General features: G+C 49.1%; 19 protein-coding genes. 15 read left to right on the forward strand and 4 right to left on the reverse strand.

Features of this window, described 5'->3' with window-relative positions:
* Entirely contained in the window at positions 1 to 588 is a 588-nt protein-coding gene (locus FTU86_RS01735) for an ANTAR domain-containing response regulator (RefSeq protein WP_180036371.1), read from the reverse strand.
* Between the two features lie 444 nt (positions 589 to 1032).
* Here FTU86_RS01735 and FTU86_RS01740 point away from each other — a divergent pair, with 444 nt between their 5' ends.
* The 13 genes from FTU86_RS01740 to FTU86_RS01800 all read left to right on the forward strand — a co-directional run bounded on the left by FTU86_RS01740 (position 1033) and on the right by FTU86_RS01800 (position 16684).
* Positions 1033 to 2373, forward strand: a complete 1341-nt coding sequence (locus tag FTU86_RS01740) for an MFS transporter (protein WP_005178146.1) — start codon at positions 1033 to 1035, stop codon at positions 2371 to 2373.
* A 31-nt stretch (positions 2374 to 2404) separates the two neighbouring features.
* Positions 2405 to 4951 carry a nitrite reductase large subunit NirB gene (gene nirB / locus FTU86_RS01745; protein ID WP_168397682.1) on the forward strand — a complete coding sequence of 849 codons (2547 nt, stop codon included), beginning with the start codon at positions 2405 to 2407 and terminating at the stop codon, positions 4949 to 4951.
* Positions 4952 to 5044: 93 nt separating this feature from the next.
* Positions 5045 to 6655 (forward strand): nitrite reductase small subunit NirD, encoded by a 1611-nt coding sequence (nirD, locus tag FTU86_RS01750; RefSeq protein WP_180036370.1) that lies wholly within the window; start codon positions 5045 to 5047, stop codon positions 6653 to 6655.
* A gap of 274 nt (positions 6656 to 6929) precedes the next feature.
* Positions 6930 to 9707, forward strand: coding sequence for a nitrate reductase (locus tag FTU86_RS01755; protein ID WP_180036369.1), 2778 nt, complete (start codon positions 6930 to 6932; stop codon positions 9705 to 9707).
* Positions 9704 to 10333: a molybdenum cofactor guanylyltransferase gene (locus tag FTU86_RS01760; protein ID WP_127799927.1), complete on the forward strand. Its 630-nt coding sequence runs from the start codon at positions 9704 to 9706 to the stop codon at positions 10331 to 10333. The genes FTU86_RS01755 and FTU86_RS01760 overlap by 4 nt, the downstream gene beginning before the upstream one ends.
* A 177-nt stretch (positions 10334 to 10510) precedes the next feature.
* Positions 10511 to 11548 carry a GTP 3',8-cyclase MoaA gene (moaA, locus tag FTU86_RS01765; RefSeq protein WP_180036368.1) on the forward strand — a complete coding sequence of 346 codons (1038 nt, stop codon included), beginning with the start codon at positions 10511 to 10513 and terminating at the stop codon, positions 11546 to 11548.
* 2 nt (positions 11549 to 11550) lie between these two features.
* Positions 11551 to 11802 carry a MoaD/ThiS family protein gene (locus tag FTU86_RS01770; RefSeq protein WP_180036367.1) on the forward strand — a complete coding sequence of 84 codons (252 nt, stop codon included), beginning with the start codon at positions 11551 to 11553 and terminating at the stop codon, positions 11800 to 11802.
* A gap of 3 nt (positions 11803 to 11805) precedes the next feature.
* Complete coding sequence (locus tag FTU86_RS01775) at positions 11806 to 12330, forward strand: molybdenum cofactor biosynthesis protein MoaE (protein WP_016658103.1); 525 nt, start codon at positions 11806 to 11808, stop codon at positions 12328 to 12330.
* 49 nt (positions 12331 to 12379) lie between these two features.
* Positions 12380 to 13303: a bifunctional molybdenum cofactor biosynthesis protein MoaC/MoaB gene (gene moaCB / locus FTU86_RS01780; RefSeq protein ID WP_005178124.1), complete on the forward strand. Its 924-nt coding sequence runs from the start codon at positions 12380 to 12382 to the stop codon at positions 13301 to 13303.
* Positions 13303 to 14535, forward strand: a complete 1233-nt coding sequence (locus FTU86_RS01785) for a molybdopterin molybdotransferase MoeA (RefSeq protein WP_168405626.1) — start codon at positions 13303 to 13305, stop codon at positions 14533 to 14535. The genes moaCB and FTU86_RS01785 overlap by 1 nt, the downstream gene beginning before the upstream one ends.
* An 11-nt stretch (positions 14536 to 14546) precedes the next feature.
* Positions 14547 to 15302 carry a molybdate ABC transporter substrate-binding protein gene (gene modA / locus FTU86_RS01790; protein ID WP_180036366.1) on the forward strand — a complete coding sequence of 252 codons (756 nt, stop codon included), beginning with the start codon at positions 14547 to 14549 and terminating at the stop codon, positions 15300 to 15302.
* 12 nt (positions 15303 to 15314) lie between these two features.
* The gene (gene modB, locus FTU86_RS01795; RefSeq protein ID WP_160243149.1) at positions 15315 to 16001 is read left to right on the forward strand and encodes a molybdate ABC transporter permease subunit; all 687 of its coding nucleotides are present in this window, start codon (positions 15315 to 15317) and stop codon (positions 15999 to 16001) included.
* Positions 16001 to 16684, forward strand: coding sequence for an ATP-binding cassette domain-containing protein (locus tag FTU86_RS01800; protein WP_180036365.1), 684 nt, complete (start codon positions 16001 to 16003; stop codon positions 16682 to 16684). Before modB ends, FTU86_RS01800 begins: the two co-directional genes overlap by 1 nt.
* Here FTU86_RS01800 and FTU86_RS01805 read toward each other — a convergent pair.
* Positions 16681 to 17604, reverse strand: a complete 924-nt coding sequence (locus FTU86_RS01805) for a LysR family transcriptional regulator (RefSeq protein WP_180036364.1) — start codon at positions 17602 to 17604, stop codon at positions 16681 to 16683. The two genes, FTU86_RS01800 and FTU86_RS01805, sit on opposite strands and share 4 nt — an antisense overlap.
* Positions 17605 to 17841: 237 nt before the next feature.
* On the opposite strand from FTU86_RS01805, the gene FTU86_RS01810 reads away from it, so the two are divergent.
* Positions 17842 to 18897, forward strand: a complete 1056-nt coding sequence (locus tag FTU86_RS01810; RefSeq protein WP_180048405.1) for an aromatic ring-hydroxylating dioxygenase subunit alpha — start codon at positions 17842 to 17844, stop codon at positions 18895 to 18897.
* A 26-nt stretch (positions 18898 to 18923) separates the two neighbouring features.
* On the opposite strand, the gene FTU86_RS01815 is transcribed toward FTU86_RS01810, so the two are convergent.
* Positions 18924 to 20015 carry a putative zinc-binding metallopeptidase gene (locus FTU86_RS01815; RefSeq protein ID WP_104488887.1) on the reverse strand — a complete coding sequence of 364 codons (1092 nt, stop codon included), beginning with the start codon at positions 20013 to 20015 and terminating at the stop codon, positions 18924 to 18926.
* Positions 20016 to 20353: 338 nt separating this feature from the next.
* Here FTU86_RS01815 and FTU86_RS01820 point away from each other — a divergent pair, with 338 nt between their 5' ends.
* Positions 20354 to 21241: a DMT family transporter gene (locus FTU86_RS01820; protein ID WP_005178106.1), complete on the forward strand. Its 888-nt coding sequence runs from the start codon at positions 20354 to 20356 to the stop codon at positions 21239 to 21241.
* 120 nt (positions 21242 to 21361) lie between these two features.
* On the opposite strand, the gene pcaD is transcribed toward FTU86_RS01820, so the two are convergent.
* Entirely contained in the window at positions 21362 to 22141 is a 780-nt protein-coding gene (gene pcaD, locus FTU86_RS01825) for a 3-oxoadipate enol-lactonase (RefSeq protein WP_005178103.1), read from the reverse strand.
* Between the last annotated feature and the right edge of the window lie 44 nt (positions 22142 to 22185).

A 22185-nucleotide genomic window follows, 5' to 3' on the forward strand; every position in this document is an offset into this window, starting at 1 on the left:
CTAATCCTTAAATTGTTTTTGCAGGAGTTGCTGGGCATCGAGCAGGCGCCGTGCCATTTCACCAATGGTCATCCGGTGGCTCATGGCATTTTTGCGTAGCAGGCCAAAGGCATCTTCTTCGCTTAAGGCATGCATCTGCATCAGCAAGACCTTGGCTTTTTCGACATCTTTACGGTCGGCCAGTTTGCCTTTGGTTTCTTCCAAGTCGTGCAGCAGTTTTTTGTGCTTTTTAAACTGCTCGATGGAAATTTCCAGAATGCTGTCCAGCTTGGCCGGATCAATCCCATCGACAATATAAGCCGTAACACCGGCATCAATGGCATTTTTGATGGTGTCTTTGTGGCTGTTTTTGGTGAACAGCACGGTTGGTAAATCAAACTGGCTGACGCAGCTTTCAATAATGTCCCGATGCGGATGGTCCATATCCAGCAGAATTACATCGGCATGCAATTGCTGTAAATGGAACATATTGGAATGATTGATAATTAAACAGGCAACCACCTCAAATTCATGCTGAATCAAGGAGGCTTTGATGAACTCTGCGCGCTCGAGATCATCATCAATTAACGCGATTTTCAGTTTTGGCATGCAACTCTCAATAGAGTCTGTACAACGAGTGCTTTTAATAATGCAAAGATGGTGCCAAACCCAAATTTATTGAAATAAAACCTTTAAAATCAAAAATTAAATCTGAGCTTGACGGGAAGATGCACTTGCATGAAACAAAACGCACCAAGATAAGGCAGGGGACTTCAAAAAATAAAACAGGAGGCTGCCAGAACCGTGAAATCGGGAGGTAGACAGCATCTGAATACATTCACCCAGAATAAATAACTTTCAAAACCCAATAAAAAACAGCAAGCTAATGGGCTTTTCTAAAAAGTTGGCACGCTATCTGCATTATTCCAGCTGAGTCAAAGAAGACTCCCAAAATTTGAAAGACGGCCAACGACGTCCGCTCTGTTCGAATCTGTTATGCAGCTATCCGTATAGCAGGTTAACCCACACGTTCAGTTCAGGTAGGAGATGGTTATGTCTTCAAATTTGCAAGCGAATAAAGCGACAAAAATAAGTCTATTTAACTTTAAAACTTCAGCGATGAGAGCCTTCCATATGAGTTGGCTCGCATTTTTTGTCTGTTTCTTTGCCTGGTTTGCCTGCGCACCGTTAATGCCAGTCATTGCCGGCGAGTTCAACCTAACCAAAGATCAGATCGCCAATATCAATATTGCCGCGGTGGCCATCACCATTTTGGTCCGCTTAATTGTCGGGCCGCTGTGTGATAAATACGGCCCGCGCAAAACCTATACCGCCTTGTTAATTATCGGCAGTATTCCGGTGTTTGGGGTGGCGGCTTCCAACAGTTATGAATCTTTCCTGTTTTTCCGTTTGCTGATTGGCGCCATTGGTGCCAGCTTCGTGATTACCCAATATCACACCAGCATCATGTTTGCACCGAATGTGGTGGGAACCGCCAATGCCACTACGGCAGGCTGGGGCAATGCCGGCGGTGGTGCGACCCAGGCACTGATGCCTTTGCTGTTATCTGCCTTGGTGATGTTTGGGGTCGAGCAGGCCATGGGTTGGCGTATTGCTTTGCTGGTACCGGGCATCATGATGATTATTGTCGGCATCCTGTACTGGAAACTGACTCAGGACTGTACCCAAGGCAACTTTAAAGAGTTACGCGAACAGGGCATTCAGGTCGGCAGCGACAAAAAAGGCGGTATGGCGATTCTGCTGCATGCTGCACGTAACTACCGCGTCTGGATTTTATTTGGTGCCTATGCTGCCTGTTTCGGGATTGAAATCTTTATTCACAACATTGTGGCGATGTATTACGTCGAACACTTTAGCTTTGGCCTGAAAGAAGCCGGTATGGCGGCGGGCATCTTCGGTTTGCTGGCCCTGTTTGCCCGTGCATTGGGCGGCATTGTCTCTGACAAGGTGGCACTAAAAAGCGGTCTGGATGGGCGTACCAAAGTGCTGTTTGCCATGATTTTAATGGAAGGCTTGTTCCTGATTCTGTTCTCGCAAATGAACAGTGCCATGCTGGCCATTTTAGTCATGACCATTTTTGCCCTGTTTACCCACATGGCCTGCGGCGCGACCTATGCACTGGTGCCATTTATTGACCGCGATGCACTGGGCGGCGTGGCCGGCATTATTGGGGCTGGTGGGAACGTCGGCGCAGTCGCCGCAGGCTTCCTGTTAAAAGGCGTACTGGATATTCAGACCTGCCTGATGGTTCTGGGCGGACTGGTGGTAATTGCCGCAAGTTTTGTCCTGATGATTCGCTTCTCGGTGGAGCACAAAGAAAAAGAACAACGCCTGTTCGAACAGGCCATTGTTGAACGCAATAACGCAGCCTAAGCCAACACAGAATATTATTGAGGAGAACTGTATGAAACTTGTCATGATTGGCCACGGTATGGTCGGCCACAAATTTATTGAATCGGTTTTGGAAACTGCGGGCGATGAGGTTGAAATCACCATTTTGGCAGAAGAACCGCGTTTGGCTTATGACCGCGTACATTTAACCGAATACTTCACCGGCAAGTCTGCCAAAGACTTAAGCTTATGCCGCAGTGACTTCGCCGATGCCTATGGCATTGATCTGCGCCTCAATACCAAAGCCACGGCTATTGACCCGGTACATAAACTGGTCACCACCAATCAGGGTGATGTGATTGCCTATGACAAACTGGTACTGGCGACGGGCTCTTATGCCTTTGTGCCACCTATTCCGGGCAATGACCGTGAAAACTGCTTTGTTTACCGCACTATTGAAGATCTGGATGCAATTAAAGCCGCTAGTCTGAATGCCAAATCTGGTGTCGTGATTGGTGGCGGTTTACTTGGTCTGGAAGCAGCCAAAGCCTTAAAAGACCTAAATCTGGAAACCCATGTAGTCGAGTTTGCGCCGCGTCTGATGGCGGTGCAGGTTGATGACCTGGGCGGTAAGGTGCTGCGCAGCAAAATTGAAGATCTGGGCGTGAAAGTCCATACCCAGAAAGCCACCTCCTCAATTGAAGATGGCGCGTCGGCCAAGCATGTGATGAAGTTTGGTGATGGCGCTGAACTGGAAACCGATATCATCCTGTTTTCTGCCGGGATTCGTCCACGTGATGAACTGGCGCGCCAAAGCGGACTCAGCATTGGCGAGCGCGGCGGGATTGTGATTAATGATTACTGTCAGACTTCCAATCCGGATATTTATGCGATTGGGGAATGTGCGCTGTGGCAAAACAAGATTTACGGTCTGGTCGCACCGGGCTATGACATGGCTCGAATTGCCGCCAAGCATGTGATGCAGCAAAACCCGAACTGCTTTGCTGGCGCCGACATGAGCACTAAATTAAAGCTGATGGGTGTGGATGTGGCATCTATTGGTGATGCACATGCCATGACTCCAAATTCACTCAGCTATTTTTATGCCGATGAAGATGCGCTGATCTACAAGAAAATTGTGGTTAATGCGGAAAAAACCCGATTACTGGGTGCGGTGCTGGTTGGCTGTGCCAAAGAATATAACGATCTGCTGCAAATGATGCTGAATGGTCTGGCAGTTCCAGAACAGCCAGAAAGCCTGATCATGCCGGGCTTTGCCGAGTCAGGTGCCAAAGCCGGCGGTAGCGGTGTCGATTTGCTGCCAGACAGCGCCACCATCTGTTCCTGTAATAACGTGTCTAAAGCCGATATCTGCCAGGCGATTGAAGCCGGTTCAACTTCACTCGGTGCACTGAAGAAATGTACCCAGGCCGCAACTGCTTGTGGGGGCTGTGCACCTTTAGTGACTCAGGTATTAAAAGCCGAATTGCAGCGTCAAGGGGTGACGGTCAATAACCATCTTTGTGAACACTTTGCCTATTCGCGTCAGGAACTGTATCACCTGGTGCGTGTGAACGAGATCAAGACTTTTGAAGATTTAATCCAGCAACATGGTCACGGCCTGGGCTGTGATATCTGTAAACCAACTGTGGCCAATATTCTGGCCTCCTGCTGGAATGACTTTGTGCTAAAACCAAGTCATGCCGGCCTGCAAGACAGCAATGACTACTATCTGGGCAATATCCAGAAAGATGGTTCTTATTCGGTGGTCCCACGAATGGCCGGTGGTGAAGTGACTCCAGATGGCCTGATTGCCATTGGCCAGATTGCCAAGGAATACGGCCTGTACACCAAACTGACCGGTGGTCAGCGCGTGGATATGTTTGGGGCGCAGGTACATCAGTTACCGGAAATCTGGCAAAAACTGATTGATGCCGGTTTTGAATCGGGTCATGCCTACGGCAAGTCACTGCGTACCGTGAAATCTTGCGTGGGTAGCACCTGGTGCCGTTATGGCGTGGATGATTCAGTTGGCTTGGCGATTTTCCTGGAAAACCGTTACAAAGGCCTGCGCTCTCCACACAAACTGAAAATGGCCGTATCGGGCTGTACCCGTGAATGTGCCGAAGCACAAAGTAAAGATGTGGGCGTGATTGCCACTGAAAAAGGCTGGAACCTGTATGTTTGCGGTAACGGTGGCATGAAACCGCGTCATGCTGAACTGCTGGCTTCCGATCTGGATACCAGCACCTTAATCAAATACATCGACCGTTTCTTTATGTTCTACATTCAAACCGCAGACCGTTTACAACGTACTTCAGTCTGGCGTGACAACCTCGAAGGCGGGCTGGATTATCTGAAAGATGTGATTGTGCACGATTCCTTAGGTCTGGCCGCAGAACTGGAACGTCGCATGCAGCATGTGGTGGGTACTTATCAGGATGAATGGCGTACTGCGATTGAAGATCCGGAAGTACGCAAACGCTTTAAAACCTTTATCAATGCCAAAGCCGAGCAGCAGCACGATCCGCACATCCAGTTTGCCACCGAGCGTGGGCAGATTCGCCCGAAAACGGCAGCCGAGCGTGATGAAAGCCGGATTCCGGTGATGCAGGCATAACCTTCAAGATCAAGACGCATCTTCTAAAGCAAATCCGCCAGAAAAACCAAATGGGATATGCAGCAGAAGATGCCAAAGCACAGGATAACGATGATGACAATTTTAAAAGATATGAATGAATTGGATTGGGTAGAGGTCTGTCATCTGGAGGAGATTACACCACATACCGGCGTGGCAGCCTTGGTGGAAGGCCAGCAGATTGCAATTTTCCGTGTGGGGCAGGAACAGCGTGTTTATGCCCTGAGTAATCAGGACCCGTTTAGCGGCGCCAATGTGATGTCGCGCGGTATTCTGGGTGATTTGCAAGGTGAGCGTGTGGTGGCATCACCAATCTATAAACAGCATTTCAGTCTGGCCACCGGCCGCTGTCTGGAAGATAAAGACCAGAAATTACTGGTGTTTCCAAGCAAAATTGAACAGGGCCGGGTTTTTGTCAGTCCGACCGCACAAAAAACCTATATCACCAATAATGGCGTGCAACAGGAAAAAATGAAGCTGGTGCTGGTGGGTAATGGTCTGGCGGGCATGCGCTGTCTGGAAGATTTGCTGGATATGGCACCTGATCGTTACGAGATTACCGTGATTGGCGAAGAACCGTGGGGCAACTACAACCGGATTATGCTGTCCCCGGTCTTGGCCGGTGATAAAACGGTGGACGATATCATGCTGCATCCGCATGCCTGGTATGCCGAAAAAGGTATTCAGCTGATTGCCGGTGATGCTGCGGTGAAAATTGATCGTCCACGCAAGCAGGTCTTTACCCAGTCGGGGCAAGTGGTGAATTATGACCGGCTGATTTTAGCCACTGGCTCGCAGCCCTTTATTCCACCAATTCCGGGCACAGAGCTGGACGGTGTGCTCAGCTTCCGCGATATCTATGATGTGAACCGGATGCTGGAATATTGCGAACAGAAACAAAACGCTGTGGTTATTGGTGGTGGTTTGCTTGGGCTTGAAGCGGCCTATGGTTTGAAACAGCGTGGCATGAACGTTACCGTGCTGCATCTAATGGACCGGATTATGGATCGTCAGCTGGATAGCAAAGCCAGCCTGATGCTGAAAACTTCAATGGAGCAGAAGGGTATTCGTATCCTGACCGAAGCCAATACCGAAACGCTGCTTGGTGAAAATGGCCATGTCACACAAGTCCGGCTAAAAGATGGCACGCTGCTCGATGCCGATCTGGTGGTGTTTGCGGTGGGAATCCGTCCGAATATTGCCCTGGCGCAAAGTGCCGGCCTGCGCTGTCAGTGTGGGGTGCTGGTCAATGACACCATGCAAAGTTATGACCCGAGTATTTACGCAGTCGGTGAGTGTATCGAACATCGTGGTCAAACTTTTGGTCTGGTGGAACCGCTGTGGGGACAGGCCTTCATCTGCGCCTCGCATTTGGCAGAACACGGCAGCCTGACTTTTAAAGCACCTACTGTTCCGACCCAGCTCAAAGTCAGTGGTTGTGATGTGTTCTCGGCCGGTAATTTTGAACCGGAAGATGATTTTGAAGACATTGTCCTGAAGGATGAAAAACGTCAGATTTATAAACGCATCATCATCCAGAAAGACAAAGTCATTGGTGCAGTACTGTTTGGTGATACCGAGGATGGTGCATGGTATGCCGAGCTGATTGTAGATCAGACACCAATCACTTCGATTCGGAATAAACTGCTATTTGGTCGGGATTTTGCATTAAAGAAAGCAGGGTAATTAGATCGCTGTAATTAGTACTTCATAAGAAGGATGTCATAGCCTCAAATGGAGTGCTAAAACAACTGTTTACGTGTAGGCACTCCCTTACTTTTGAAAGATCAAAAGTAACAAAAATCTTAGATTCCCATACATTACGTCCTGTAATGATGGGAATCGGTGGCATCCATGCCACCTCACGATAGTGAATGCTTACACAAATTTCGTATTTCAAATAAAGCCAAGATAAAAATCGGAATTACGTGAATTTAGATGATTAAGGAGCACAGCAGCAATGAATAGTATCCCAGTGGTGGAACTGCATAGCTCCACAGAATTAAAAACGATGACTACACAAACCACCTGTCCTTATTGTGGTGTGGGTTGTGGGGTTAAGGCCCATGTCAGCCATTCACCACAGGGCGTGCAGGTGAAAGTCGAAGGCGATGTACAGCATCCGGCCAACTTTGGCAAACTGTGTATTAAAGGCAGCAATCTGGCCGATACCTTGGGGCTAGAGACACGGGTATTAACCCCAATGCTGGGCCGTAAGGACAACCGTCAGCCAACAGACTGGCAGACTGCCACCACCGAAATTGCGCAAAAATTCCAGCATTGTATTGAGCAATATGGCCCGGAAAGTATTGCTTTTTATGTTTCGGGGCAATTGCTGACCGAAGACTATTATGTGGTCAATAAATTTGTCAAAGGTTATTTGGGCACGGCTAATATTGATACCAACTCGCGGCTGTGTATGTCCTCTGCGGTGGCGGCGCATAAACGGGCTTTTGGCGAAGATCTGGTGCCTGCCAGCTATACAGATTTTGAACAGACCGAGATGGTGGTGCTGGTCGGTTCCAATACCGCCTGGTGCCATCCGGTTCTGTATCAGCGCATGATGCAGGCCAAAGAACAGCGCAATCTGTTTGTGGTGGTGGTCGACCCACGCTTTACCGCGACCTGTGAAGCGGCCGATTTACATTTGCCGATTATGCTCGGGCAAGATGTTGCATTATTTAACGGCTTGCTGCAGTACTTACAGCAAAATGGTCATCAGGACCACAGTTTTACCGCTGCCTATACCGAAGGCTTGCAGCAGGCGCTAGAAGCCAGTGCGGCAGAGCAGCAGCTAGAAAATGTGGCAGCGCGTACCGGGATTTCTGCCGAGAAATTACAGCTATTTTTTGAAAAATTTGCCCAGACTGACAAAGTCATGACCCTGTTTTCGATGGGGGTGAACCAGTCTTCACAAGGGGTCAATAAAGCCAGCAGTATTATCAATTGTCATCTGTTGACCGGCAAAATTGGCAAGCCGGGCGCAGCACCGTTTTCCATGACCGGACAACCGAATGCCATGGGCGGGCGTGAAGTGGGTGGACTGGCCAATATGCTGGCGGCGCATCTGGATCTGGATCAGCGGGCCCATCAGCAGCTGGTACAACAGTTCTGGAACAGTCCAAAAATTGCCATCCAAGCGGGGTTAAAAGCGGTCGATCTGTTTGAAGCGGTAGAAGCCGGGAAAATCAAGGCACTGTGGATTATGGCCACCAATCCGGTGGTGAGTTTACCCAATGCTGATCAGGTCAAACGTGCCTTGGCGCAATGTGATTTTGTGGTGGTGTCGGATATCTGTCAGGATACCGATAGCACTGCCTATGCCGATGTTTTATTACCGGCTTTGGGCTGGGGCGAAAAAGAAGGCAGTGTTACCAATTCCGAACGCCGTATTTCCAGACAGCGTGCCTTTTTGCCCGCACCGGGTCAGGCCAAGCCCGACTGGTGGGCGATTAGTCAGGTGGCCAAGGCTATGGGCTTTCGCGGTTTCGATTATCAGCATGTGCATGAGATTTTTCTGGAACATGCGGCTTTATCGGCCTGTGAAAATGGTCCGGTGACACAGCGTCAGGACTATCCGCTATTTCGCTACTTTAATTTAAGCGGTCTGAGCCAGCTAAGCCTGCAACAGTATGAACAGCTGCAGCCGTTGCAATGGCCAGTATTAACGCCTCAGCAGAATCCACCGGTGGAACAGCTGTTTACCCAGGGACAGTTTAGCTTTCCAAATGGCAAAGCCCGTTTTATTGCCACTCAGGCCATCGACCCGGTACATGGCGCTTGTGAAGATTATCCTCTCATTCTGAATACTGGCCGGATTCGTGACCAGTGGCACACCATGAGCCGTACCGGTTTATCGGCCAATTTAAGCACTCACAAAGCCGAGCCCTATTGTGAAATTCACCCCAATGATGCACTGAAATATGGCCTGAAAGATGGGGAACTGGTGGAGCTGAAATCCCGCTGGGGCAGTTGTGTATTGCGGGTTGAAGTTTCGACTGGTATTCGCCGTGGTCAGCTGTTTGTGCCCATTCACTGGAATGATCAGGTCGCTTCCGATGCGCGAATTGGAAAAGTGGTCAATCCGGTGGTGGATGCCATTTCCGGCGAACCCGAATTTAAACATACCCCGGTTAGCATCCAGCCATTTTATACCGACTGGCAGGGCGTGCTGTATATTCGCCACGGTCATGAAGCGGCAGTTCAGGCCACTTTGGCGCAGGTAGCGTGGTGGAGCAAGATTCAGACCGCCAAAGCGGTGCGTTATGAACTGGCCGACCGGAAAAAATTTAAACATACCGCCGCACAGATTAAACAGCTGCTACAACTGGAAGATAGCTGCTTTGAATGGCTGCAGCTGGAAGATCCATCGGCATTCATCAGCCATAGTGTGGTGTTACAGGACGGGATTTTAATCGCCAGTCTGTATATTGCGCCCAACGCTTTATTGCCCGATCGGGACTGGGTCGCCAGCCTGTTTAAACGTGAGCGTTTAAGTGCCACGCATCGTAAAGCCTTGCTGGCCGGACAGGCGATGTCGGTACAGAACAATGAAGGACCGCTGGTATGTAGCTGCTTTAAAGTTGGCAAAAACCGCATCATCCAGACCATTCGGGAGCAGCAGTTAAGCCATGAAAAACAGGTCACGGCCTGTTTAAAAGCTGGCGGCAATTGCGGTTCATGTTTACCGGAAATTCGTGGCCTGATTAAAGCCTGTCAGATGGAGGAAATGCCATGAATCGCAACTATGCCACCATTCAGATGGATTATCCTGCCACGGATCTGGTCATTCTGGCGGGCGGACAAGCCCGCCGCATGAATGGCATGAACAAGCTGCTACAAAAGTTTGATGATGATATCCAGCTGCTCAAAATCCAGCGGCGCTTTAAAACGGAAATTCAGCAATTGTGGATCAATAGCCATCGTGATCGTTCTATTTACGCCAGATTGCTGCCGCATCTGCATTGTTATCATGATGATGAAGGCGGTTTTTTAGGCCCGTTGATGGGCATGAAAAGCGCCTGGGGCCATGTACAGGCCGATTATGTGCTGTTTATTCCCTGTGATGTGACCTATATTCCGCCCGATGTGCTGCCACGGTTGCATCAGCGTCTGGCCAGACAGCCGCAGGCCGACGTGGCCTATGTGATGATGAACGGACAGGCGCTGTATCCATTTTGTCTGATGAAACGCAGCAGTTTGCCCACACTTCGCGCGCATCTTGCACAACATCAGCGCAGTTTAAAGCACTGTTTCGCAGAAATGCATGCTCAGGTGGCAAAATTTAAAAATCGTGCGCTATTTTTTCACAGTATTAACTCGCTGGATGAACTGCAACAGTATCGTCAGCTGAAATTTCTTTAAAAATCATCTCATTTCTTCGCTTCTAGCGTGTGCTGGGCAGAATTTAAACACTCTCTTTATCAAAAGCCCAAAGTTGGAACATTAATTGCAAATTCAAGCCTAAAGCGCGGCATGTGATCCGTGCAAACCTATTGCCTATTGCACAGCCATGAAGCAATTGCCCAGAGGATAACAGGCGTGATCAATCCCCAGATTCCCGTGAGACCCGCATATTTTCAGGATCAGTTTGGCCGGAGCAAACGCAAGCTGCGGATTTCTGTGACCGATCGTTGCAATTTTAAATGTGTCTACTGCATGCCTGAACATCCTGAATGGATGAAGAAACATCAGCTGCTGAGTTTTGAAGCCTTGCTGCAGTTTTGCCAGTTGATGGTTGAGCAGGGGATTCAATATATCCGGATTACCGGCGGTGAACCGTTGATGCGTCAGGGTGTGGTGCATTTTATCCGGGATTTACAGCCACTACGCCAATTGGGTTTGGCGAGAATTTCCATGACCACAAATGGCCATTATCTGAGCCGCTATGCGCAGGAATTAAAACAGGCCGGTCTGGATGATTTAAATATCAGCCTCGACAGTTTAGATCCGCAGCAGTTTTTTACGCTAACCCAAAAACAGTTACAGCCGGTACTCGACGGGATTCAGGCCGCGCAGCAGGCGCATTTGCCCATCAAACTGAATAGCGTGCTCATTAAAGGCATTAATGACGACCAGATGGTGCCACTTTTGCAGTGGAGCAAAGCACGGCAGATTGCGCTACGTTTTATTGAATTTATGCCGCTGGATGGTGATGGTCGCTGGAGCGCCGCGCATGTAGTCACCGAGCAGGAAATTTTGCAGCGTTTAAGCCAGCATTTTCCGGTCGAAGCCATCCACAGCCAAGGCGCGAATCCGGCACGGGAATATCGGGTCGATGGCCACCCGGTAGGGATTATTTCCACCATCAGTCATGCCTTTTGTGGCCAGTGTGACCGGTTGCGTTTAAGCGCCCAGGGTGAACTGTATAACTGTCTGTTTGCCGAACAGCCTGTACCCTTAAAAGCATTGATTGAACAGCTGCAGACTCACATGGCGCCCGCGGCACGTGAGCAGTTACTGCAGCAATTACAAAGCTATATCTGGCAGAAAAAAGCCGGCTTTCATGCCATTCATTCTCAAGCCACAACCACTGCCGGGAGCGCCCGGAAAATCAGCATGTATATGATTGGAGGTTAAGTATGCACGATATCCTGATTCAGATTGAAGCCTTTGGCGCTGTAAAACAGGCGTTGCCAGAAACCGTGCAGATGCAGTGTCTGCCCGGTACGGCCATTGCGGACTTTTTGCTGCAGTTAAACCACAGTTATCCGGCGGCGGCAGCTCTGGTCGAGCGGTGTGCCTGCGCGATTGGTGAAGATATTGTGCCGCGCCAGCAGACCTTGCAGCACAGTACCACGCTGGTGTTGCTGTCACCAGTGGCAGGAGGTTAAACGATGCAACATCTAAAACAGTTTGCCCGGATTCAGGATATGCCACTCAGCCAGTCCAGCTTCGATGAGATTCAGCACTTTCCCGAATGTGGTGGCATTGGCATTTTTGTGGGCACAGTCCGCAACCATCATGAAGGTAAAGCGGTGCAGTCGCTGAAATATACCGCCTATGCACCGGTGGCAGAAAAAATGATCCGGCAGATTGAGCAGGAAATTCAGCAGCAATATGGCGTGTCGTATGTGCGGGTCATCCACCGGATTGGGGATTTAGCCATTGGTGAAACCGCAATTATTGCCATGGCGTATGCACCGCATCGCCGTGAAGCCTTTCAGGCCTGTGAGGTGGCGGTGGAGCGGGTCAAACATGAAGTCCCGGTCTGGAAAGAAGAATTTTATTGCGATGGCAGCAGCCAGTATGTCGAAGGCTGTTGTATTCGTAAAGATCATCCGCCAGTGGAAGCGAATACGCATACCGATTGCTGCAATCACTCCCATGCAGGCGAAAACGCCTATCAATGGCCGCTTTAAATTTGATGTTAAGCCTAATTTTTTAAATCAATAATTCCGGAATAAAGTCATGAAAAATGTAGGCATGAAAGCCGAAACCTATCGTACTGCGGTGGCCAGTGCCATTTTATATGCGCCGCCGCACTGTATCGAGCTGCTGCGTCAGGGCAATACCGAAAAAGGCGATGCGCTGAAAACTGCGCGTATTGCCGGTATTCTGGCAGCCAAACGTACCGATGAGCTGATTCCGCTATGCCATCCTTTACCCATTTACCGGGCCGATGTGGACTATGAACTGCATGAACAGCATGTCGAAATTATTGCCACGGTAGAAACTATTGGCCCGACCGGTGTCGAGATGGAAGCCTTAACCGCAGCCAGTCTGGCCGGACTGACCTTATACGACATGCTGAAACCGCACTGTGAACCGGAAGATTTGTGTCTGGATCAATGCAAATTACAGCAGAAAAAAGGCGGTAAATCCCATTTTAGCCGGGTCTTGGCGCAGCCGATGCCGGCTTCGGTGATTGTGCTGTCCGATACCGTCGCCGCGGGTAAAAAACCGGATACCGCCGGCCAGAATATTCTGGAAATATTGGCAGAGGCCAATTTCCAGCAGGTTCAGTATCAGGTGATTCCGGATAGCCCGGAACAGTTGCTGGCCTTAATTGAACAGCAGAAAAATCAGTATCCGCTGATTTTAACCGTTGGCGGCACTGGTCTTGGCCCGAAAGATTTAACCGTAGAAACCCTGGCTCCGCTATTAGAACGGGAAATTCCAGGGCTGATGGAAGCCTCGCGCAGTTTTGGCCAGAAACGCACGCCGTATGCGGCTTTAAGCCGTGGAGTCGCCGGCTATATCGAAAATAGTCTGGTGATGACTTTACCGGGCAGTCGTCAGGGGGCGAAGGAATCCTTGCTGGCGGTATTACCGGCCTTGGTGCATGTCTTTGATGTGCAGAAAAATATTCCACATGCAGGAGGCTATCAATAATGTCAGGTTGTGGTGTAGAAAGCGGGTTGATCAGTCTGGATCAAGCACTAGATAAGATGATTGCGGCAACACCCTGTCTGGAGGTGGAAACCCTGCAACTACAACAGGGCCTGCATCGCTATTTAGCTGAAGATATTTATGCGGGGATTGATCTGCCTTTATTTTCCCAAAGTGCAGTCGATGGTTATGCCCTGTGTAGCGATGGAGAGATAGCGCCAGGCGCGCAGTTCCAGCTGGTCGGTGAAATCCGGGCCGGTCAATCAGCCGATGTGACGCTGCAGCGTGGACAGGCGATGCGTATTTTTACCGGCGCGCCCATTCCTGCCGGTACCACCACGGTGGCACGTCAGGAAATTGTGCAGCGGATGTCGAGCCATCTGGTTCAGCTAGAGACTGCGCTCAAACTGCATGCCGATATCCGGGATGTGGGCGAAGAAATTAGCCAAGGTCAGTTACTGGCATCAGCCGGACAATATTTAAATATCGGCGCAATTGCGGCCTTAAGCATGGCCGGTATTGATCAGGTACAGGTCTATCAGCAGCCTAAAGTTGCCGTGCTGATTACCGGCGATGAAGTCGCGCAGTCGGCTGCAGATCTGCAAGCAGGAAAAATTTTTGATGCCAATGCGCCTTTAATTGCATCCTGGTGTCAGGCACGGCATCAACCTGTGCATATTGTGCATGTGGAAGATAATGAAATTGCCTTAATCCGATACTTTCAGCAACTTCAGGAGGAGTATGATGTCATCATCAGCACTGGCGGAATTTCGGTTGGTGATTATGATTTTATCCGTCCGGTGGCTTTAAATGTAGGCTTTGAGCAGGTGTTCTGGAAAGTGAAACAGAAGCCGGGGAAACCGGTTTTTTTCGCCAGATACCGAAAATCGGCTAACAAATTTTGTCACTTATTGGCATTGCCGGGCAATCCTGCGGCGGTATATGTTGGAATCTCGATCTATACGCAAACTTTATTAGAAGTATTACAAGGGCAAAGTCAGCCGCCCGCGTGGTGGACAGGGCAAATACAACATGACTTAAAGCCCGATGCGAGAGAAAGGATTTTAAGAATGGCCGCCTGTTTTGAAGATGGGGTATTGAAACTGCACAGTTTAGCCAAGCAGCAGTCGCATATGCTCAGTAATCTGATGTATGCCAACTGTCTGGTGCGTGTGCCGGCCCATCAGCCGATTCAAAAAGGCCAATGCTTAAAGGGAATATTCATACAGCATTGAGGGAGTGCGTTTTGAAGACCATCCAACTGGGTTTAATCTGTGTCGCCTTGTGCTTAAGCACATTCAGTCGAGCCAATTCCGTTCAGGTGTATGCAGCTGCAAGTCTGGGCCCGGCATTGACGGATGTGATTCGGCATTATCAGCTGCAACATCCAGAAACCAAGATTGTACCGGTTTTTGGCACTTCATCGACCCTGGCCAAACATATTGTCCGCGGTGCAAAAGTCGATCTTTATTTTCCGGCCGATCAGGACTGGATGACCTATCTGGTGAAACGCAACAAGGTCAGAGCCAGTCAGGTCAAACCAATTATTTATAACCAGCTGGTGGCAATTGCCCTGAAAGATGCGCGGATTCCGTTTCGGGCGCATCCTACCTTTAATTTTCCTCAGGCCTTTACGGGCCGGCTGTGTACCGGACAGGTCGATTCGGTGGCGGTTGGAAAATATGCCAAACATAGTCTGACCAAGCTGGGCTGGTATAAACGGCTGGAAAAACGCATTATTGGCGCGTCGGATGCCCGGGCTGCTTTGGCCTTTGTCGAGCGCGGTGCCTGTCAGGTCGGCATTGTTTATCGCAGTGATGCCGTCAGTAGCGATAAAGTAAAAGTGCTGGGTGCGTTTCCGGTGCAGACCCATCCGGACATTGTCTATACCGCGGCTTTAACCAAACAGGGTGAAAAGAATCGTCAGGCGGTCAAGTTCCGGCGCTATCTGGGTAGCGTCGCGGCTCACAAGATTTTTGTTCAACATGGTTTTCGTCCCTAGGTTGCTGCTTTGATGCTCAGTCCCGAAGAACTAAGTGGTTTATATCTGTCTGCTAAAGTGGCCAGTGTCGCGACCTTGTTTTGCCTGCCATTTGCAATTTGTCTGGGCTGGATGCTGGCACGCTATGAATTTCGCAGCAAGTTTTTGCTTGAAGCCATGTTACAACTGCCGATGGTTTTACCACCGGTAGTGCTGGGCTATGTATTGCTGGTGCTGTTTAGCCCGCAAGGCTGGATTGGACAGGTTTTGGCCCACTGGGGCATTGAGCTGGCGTTTAACTGGAAAGGCGCAGTACTGGCTGCCATGCTGGTGGCGTTTCCCTTGCTGGTTCAACCGATTCGTTTGTCTTTTCAAATGTTAAATCCACAGCTGGAACAGGTGGCAGCCTCACTTGGGGCTGCGCCGCTGAAAGTCTTTTTCAGTATTAGCTTACCGCTGGTGCTGCCCGGGATTCTTATGGGCAGTATTCTGGGCTTTAGCCGCAGTCTGGGTGAATTTGGCGCCACCATTACCTTTGTTGGCAATATCCCGGATGAAACCCGCACCATTCCCATCGCTATTTATACGCTCATTCAACAGCCTGATGGCGAAGCTGCTGCCATGCGTCTGGTGCTGTTATCCACCGGCTTGGCCTTTGCCGCCTTGTTGGCCAATTATTTTATTTTGCACAGATATCAACGTAAATTGGGGCAAAGCTGATGCTGGATTGTCAGATTGATTATCAGAATGCGCAGTTCAAATTACAGCTGCAGCTGACCTGTGCAGAGCAGATTGTCGGGATTCTGGGGCCCTCCGGTTCTGGTAAAACCAGCTTTTTGCATCTGCTGGCCGGACTGTTACGGCCGCAACAGGGCCGGATTGTGCTGAATCACCGTTTATTGCTCGATACCCAGCAGCAGGTATTTGTGCCTGTGCATCAACGTAAAATTGCCCTGATTTTTCAGAAAGCCCTGTTATTTCCGCATTTGAATGTTGAGCAGAATTTAAGATATGCAGAAGGTTTACAGCCGCTGGCACAGCGTAAATTTGAGTTTGAGCAGATTGTTGAGCTGTTAGAACTGTCCAGGCTGATTCGACGCAAAGCGCATCAATTATCTGGCGGGGAAGCACAGCGCGTTTCGATTGGCCGGGCTTTATTATCTGCACCGCAGTTATTGCTGCTGGATGAACCCTTAAGCGGACTGGATCAGCAGTTAAAACAGCAGATACTGCCATTTTTAAAACGCATTCAGCGCGAATTGCAGCTGGGCATGATCTATGTGACCCATCATCCGGAAGAATTACTGGAACTTCAGGCCACGGTGTATCAAATGCAAAAAGTGCAGGGCATCAGCCGTTTACAACGGGACAAGGTAGTACCTTTGATTCAGCCGGTTTTTTAAAGCTGGGCAATCTGCTGTTGCAGCTGCTCCATCTGCTCGGTTAACTGTTTCATCATGATTTGCGCAATCCGGGAAAGTTGCCGTTTCGGTGCCACACACAGGGCCAGCGTCAGTGGATATAAACCTTTGTCCTGAACCGGTTTAAAGATGGCTGTTTGATGTTCCAGGAGCGGCAGAGCATCTAAATAACTCATTAGCCCCAGGCCCAAATTCTGCTTTAACAATGACATTAACATACGAATGTCATTACATTCGATGCGGCTGCGCGGACTAAACTGATGGTGCTTATACAGCGCGCTGACATATTCATGAATAATCAGCGGTGGTGCTGGCATTAAATGGGCATAAGGCAAGGTATCGGAAAAATACAGCGGTGTTTGTTCTGCCAGAGGATGCTCAACCGGAATCACAAAACCCAGCGGAATTTCCACAAAAGCCACCACCTCTAAATGCGGATGTGCTTGCGGATTCAGCAGCAGACCAAAATCCAGCTCCGCGGCCTGAATCATCTGCGCGACTTTTTCACTGTCCAGCACATGCACGTGAAAATCAATCCAGGGATAATGCTGCCTCATGTGTTGCATGGAATGCAGCACAAAACTTTCGCTGAGCGCTGAAATTAAGCCAAATTCAATGCTGCCACGATGCAGGCCCTGAATTTCATCAAAACGGATGCGGGTCTGCTGAAATTCTTTGTGCCATTTTAATAGATCGGCATACAGCAACTCTCCGGCCAAAGTCAGCCGTAGCCCATGATTCAGACGTTCGAACAGCGCAATCCCGAGTTCCTGTTCAGCCAGTACAATTTGTCGATGCACGGCAGATACCGAAATAAACAGCTGTTCGGCTGCCTTACGCAAGCTGCCGGTTTGCGCCACCGCAATAAAATATTCTGAAAAACGCGAAAATGGGGTATTCACCATTTAAGACCTGGCCAGCGTGATATCGACAGGTTTTAAAAGAGCAAGATCTGCGCCAGTTCAGGCCAATTTTGACTAAAGTGTTCGAATATTTAGAACAGATCATCAAAAACATTCTAATAGACAGAAAAAGCAGAAGCTCTTAATTTAAAACAGGAAATTAACAATAAACGACATGAGAAAACCGCGGATTTCCGTTTGTTCTTGACCCTGTATAGCTTAAAAGTGAGCCAGCCTATGAATGCAATTCCTGTAATCCACCTGTTTGCCCAACCCCATAACAGCCGCTTTGATGCCAGTGACTGGCATATTCTGGCGCAGCATTGGTATCCGGTGGCGCGAATTCAGGATGTCAGCAGCCAGCCGCAACAGGTGACCTTGCTAGATGTGAAAATGGCGCTGTACCGGACAGAAAGTGGTGACATCCAGCTGGTGCGGGATATTTGCCCACATCGCGGTGTGCCTTTAAGCAAAGGCTGGGTAGAGGGCGAGGAAATTGTCTGTCCTTACCATGGGCTGCACTATAACCGTGCCGGTAAATGCACCAAAATTCCGGCCCAGCCCGACCTGACCCAGATTTCGGAGCGTTTTAGCCTGACCACGTTTCCGGTGGTGCTGAAATATGGTCTGGTCTGGACCAGCCTGTTCGGGCGCGATGAACAGGCAGCCAATTTTCCGGTGCTGGATACTTGGGAAGATGCTGAGAATCAATCCATTTTACCACCCAGTGTGGATATTGCCGGTTCCAGCGGCCGTCAGTTAGAAGGTTTTATTGATGTTGCACATTTTGCCTGGGTACATCATCAGGCCTTTGCCGATCGGGACAATCCGGTGGTGCCGAAATATCATACCGAACGCACTGACTATGGCCTGAAAAGTATCTATATTTCCAATGTCAGTAATTATCCGCATGGCATGCAGCATTTAGCACCCGAAGGCTTTTTATGGACGCGTGAATTTGATGTTTATCCACCTTTTGCAGCGACCTTGACCATTTATTTTCCGAATGATGGCATCTTAAAAATCTTAAATGCCTGTTGTCCGGTATCGGCCCATCAGACCCGGTTATTTGTGCCTTTAACCCGGAATTTTGATACCACCGGCGACCTGCAAGCAGTTTACGATTTTAATGCGCAGATTTTTGCCGAAGATCAGGACATGGTGGAAAGCCAGAAACCGGAAGAGCTGCCGCTGGATTTAAGCATGGAAGCCCATTTTGAGGCAGATCGCTCCTCGGCCTTATACCGCCGGATTCTGGCCGAATGGGGCCTAAGTAAACGCTATATCGTGTAGCAAATCTCATTGAATTGAAGGCGAGTTTAGGCAGGATGACTGGCCTGATTGGATTTAAAGGCTTTATCCAGTACATGCCGGTGAATAAAACGCAGTTTGTCTTTTACCGGCTCGGTCAGTTTAAACGGATAGGCATCATCCAGCCCGATACTGCGATTCAGCGCATTCAGATTAAAGGTCAGGGCAATCCAGTTTTCTAAAATGTGTTCAATATCCTTGCCGCCAATCGGGCATTCGGTAAAGTACAGATTGGCCAGGGTACGGCCGTTACCTTGCACCCGGATTCCGGCAAAATAGGCGGTTTCCAAAGTATCCATCATGTGCAGATAATGCGCCCAGGTTTCAGCCCAGTCTTCCCAGGGATGGGTGGTGGCATAGGTGCTGATATAGCTGTCTTGCCAGTCGGAGGGCGGGCCTTGTTCATAATGGCGTTTGAGCGCCATACCATAATCCTGACGTTCATCACCAAAATAGTAGCGGAATTCATCGACCAGTTCCGGATGGCGGTTTTGCATCACATCAAAATAATAATGGCCGCTTTCATGGCGAAAATGGCCGAGCAGGGTGCGGTAGTTTTCTCCCATGGTTACGCGCGTGGTTTCCCGATAGACCACATCGGCTTCAATGGCATTGAGGGTAATCAGACCATTGGCGTGGCCGGTCAGCACCGGTTGGCCTTCCATGGGCATTAGAAATTCATAGCGCAGGCCATAGCGGTCATCTTCAGAACGTTTTGGCCGCGGCATAATATTCATGCGCTGCGCCAGATATAAAAACCGCCGTTTGGCCTGTTCCAGATAACGCCAGTACTGGATATTTTCCGGTTCATCTAAATTGGGGATGGTGTGGGTAAGCTGGCAGGACTCGCAATAGATATTTTCATCATCGACGGGAATCATCCAGTTGCAGACCTGATAGTGGCTATAATTAAAACAGGGCTTAAATTTCTGATTACGATAGCTCTCATTCAGGCTGACCCATTCATTTTCGCTATCCTTACGAAAGGTGCCCATATCTTTTTCGGAGGCAACAAAGCCAATGGGTGTCTTGCAATATTCACAAAATGAGGCACCAAAAAAAATCTGCTGATGGCATACCGCACATTCAAAATACTTCATTCTTGATCCTCAGCCTGCAGGATACGTCCATTTATCTAAACATAGATTGAGTCAGGAGGGTATTTGAAACCCGCTATAAAATTGTAGCAGATTTACAAAGTTGCCTGATGCGATCAGTCGCTTAGCCTCATTTTGAGTCGAAAAACCAGGTGGATGCAAACCACAAGCATGTGCCTTACAGTCATCGCATTCCGGATTAAAGGGAACATAAAAGCTGCAAATAGACAGAATTGGAGATTTATTCAGCAAAGCCACGGTAAATGGATGAAAAATGGTCGAATATGCGCCATGAAAGGAGTAGATTAAACCTTATTCCCGATCATATTTTTCATACTCGCATGGCCAGTACCTGGATTCTTTTTACCCTGATGGCTGCATTTATGCAGGCCTGGCGCAATGCCTTTCAAAAACAGCTCAGCATGACGGTCGACGTTTATGGCGTCACGCTGGCACGCTTTATTTTTGCCTTGCCGTTTGCGGTCGGTTATTTGAGTTTTTTATATCTGCAGCAGCCTGCCGCAACGCCGGTTAGCTTTAGCGGGAAATTCTGGCTGTATATTGCTGTGGCGGCTTTTTGCCAGATTCTGGCCACCATTCTCATGGTGCAGCTGTTCAAGCAGAAAAACTATGCCATTGGGGTCGGACTGGCCAAAAGCGAGGCGATTCTGGCGGCTTTAATTGGCGTGGCACTACTGGGCGAATATTTAAGTCTGCTGGGCTGGGTTGGCGTCGTATTAGGCGGCGTGGCAGTCTTTTTACTCAGTAAAGGGCCGGCCAATACCAAGCTTTCTGTCAGCACGTTGGCGATTGGGGTGGGCAGTGGTCTCAGTTTTGCCATTACCTCACTGCTGGTGCGTGAAGCGAGTCTGGAACTGGAGAATTTACCCTTTTTACATCGTGCCGGCTGGGTATTATGTTTTGTGATCGGGCTGCAATGTATCAGCATGTTGTTGTATTTGGGGCTGTTTAGCCGGCATACCTTACAGGCCATGTGGCAGCGACTGGGACTGACCTTTAAGGTGAGTATTTGCAGTTTTCTGGCCTCCCTTGGCTGGTTTAGTGCCATGAGTATGCAGACTGTGGCCTTGGTCAAAACTTTGGGACAGATTGAAATTCTATTTAGCTTGCTGATTTCTGCCTTTTTCTTTAAGGAAAAACTGGCCCGAACCGATCATCTGGGCTTGGTACTGGTGGTGATTGCCGCGATGCTGGTGATCTGGGCTTAAAGTTGAAGTAGATGGGCAGGGCATCTCAGTAGAATCATCAATCTTTTTAAAAATTGCTTAAAAACAAAAAAAGATAATCCGGAGATTATCTTTTTTTAAATGCTTTCAACCGAGCTGGGTTTAGCGTTGAATAAACGCCTGCACCGCCTGATTAAAGGCTTCTGGCTGTTCAATATTGGAAATATGCGAAGCATTAATTTCAAACAGTTCAGCGTTGGCAATGCGTTGTTGCATAAATTCACCATCGGCTACAGTTGTTACCGGGTCTTGCTGACCAGCAACAATGAATACCGGTACCTGAATGTCTTTTAACTGTTCACGTACATCCGCTTTAGCCAAAGCTTCGCAGCAGCTTGCATAACCCTCAGGGCTGCCAGCTCCCAGGTCGTTTGAAAGAGTCGCTACAGTTGCTGCGTTACTTTGGATAAAGGGTTCGGTAAACCAACGACCGGCCGCCGTTGATGCAATAGGGGCCAAACCTTGTTCACGGACCAGTGCGGCACGCTCATTCCAAGCCTGTTCCTGACCAATTTTAGCGGCTGTATTACAGACCACAACATGGCTAAAACGTTCAGGCTTGTTAATTGCCAGCCACTGACCGGTCAAACCACCCATCGAAATCCCACAGAAGGCTGCTTTTTCAATATTTAAATGATCGAGCAGATTCACCACGTCTTGGCCGAGCTGGTCAAGCGTATATGGACCTTGTGGAGCAGAAGATGCGCCGTGACCACGGGTGTCATAGCAAATGACAAAAAAGTCCTGCTGGAAGTGGTCAATTTGCGGTTGCCACATTTTAAAGTTGGTACCTAGCGAGTTAGAAAATACCAGCGCAGGTTTTGTCGCATCACCAAAGGTTTGGTAATTAATTTCAGCATCTTGAGATGTAAATGTTGGCATTGAATCCCTCCCGACCTCCCTTTAAAAAAGGGAGGGGAAATTTA

It is taken from the genome of Acinetobacter sp. YH12155 (assembly GCF_013418255.1).
Lineage (GTDB): Bacteria > Pseudomonadota > Gammaproteobacteria > Pseudomonadales > Moraxellaceae > Acinetobacter > Acinetobacter indicus.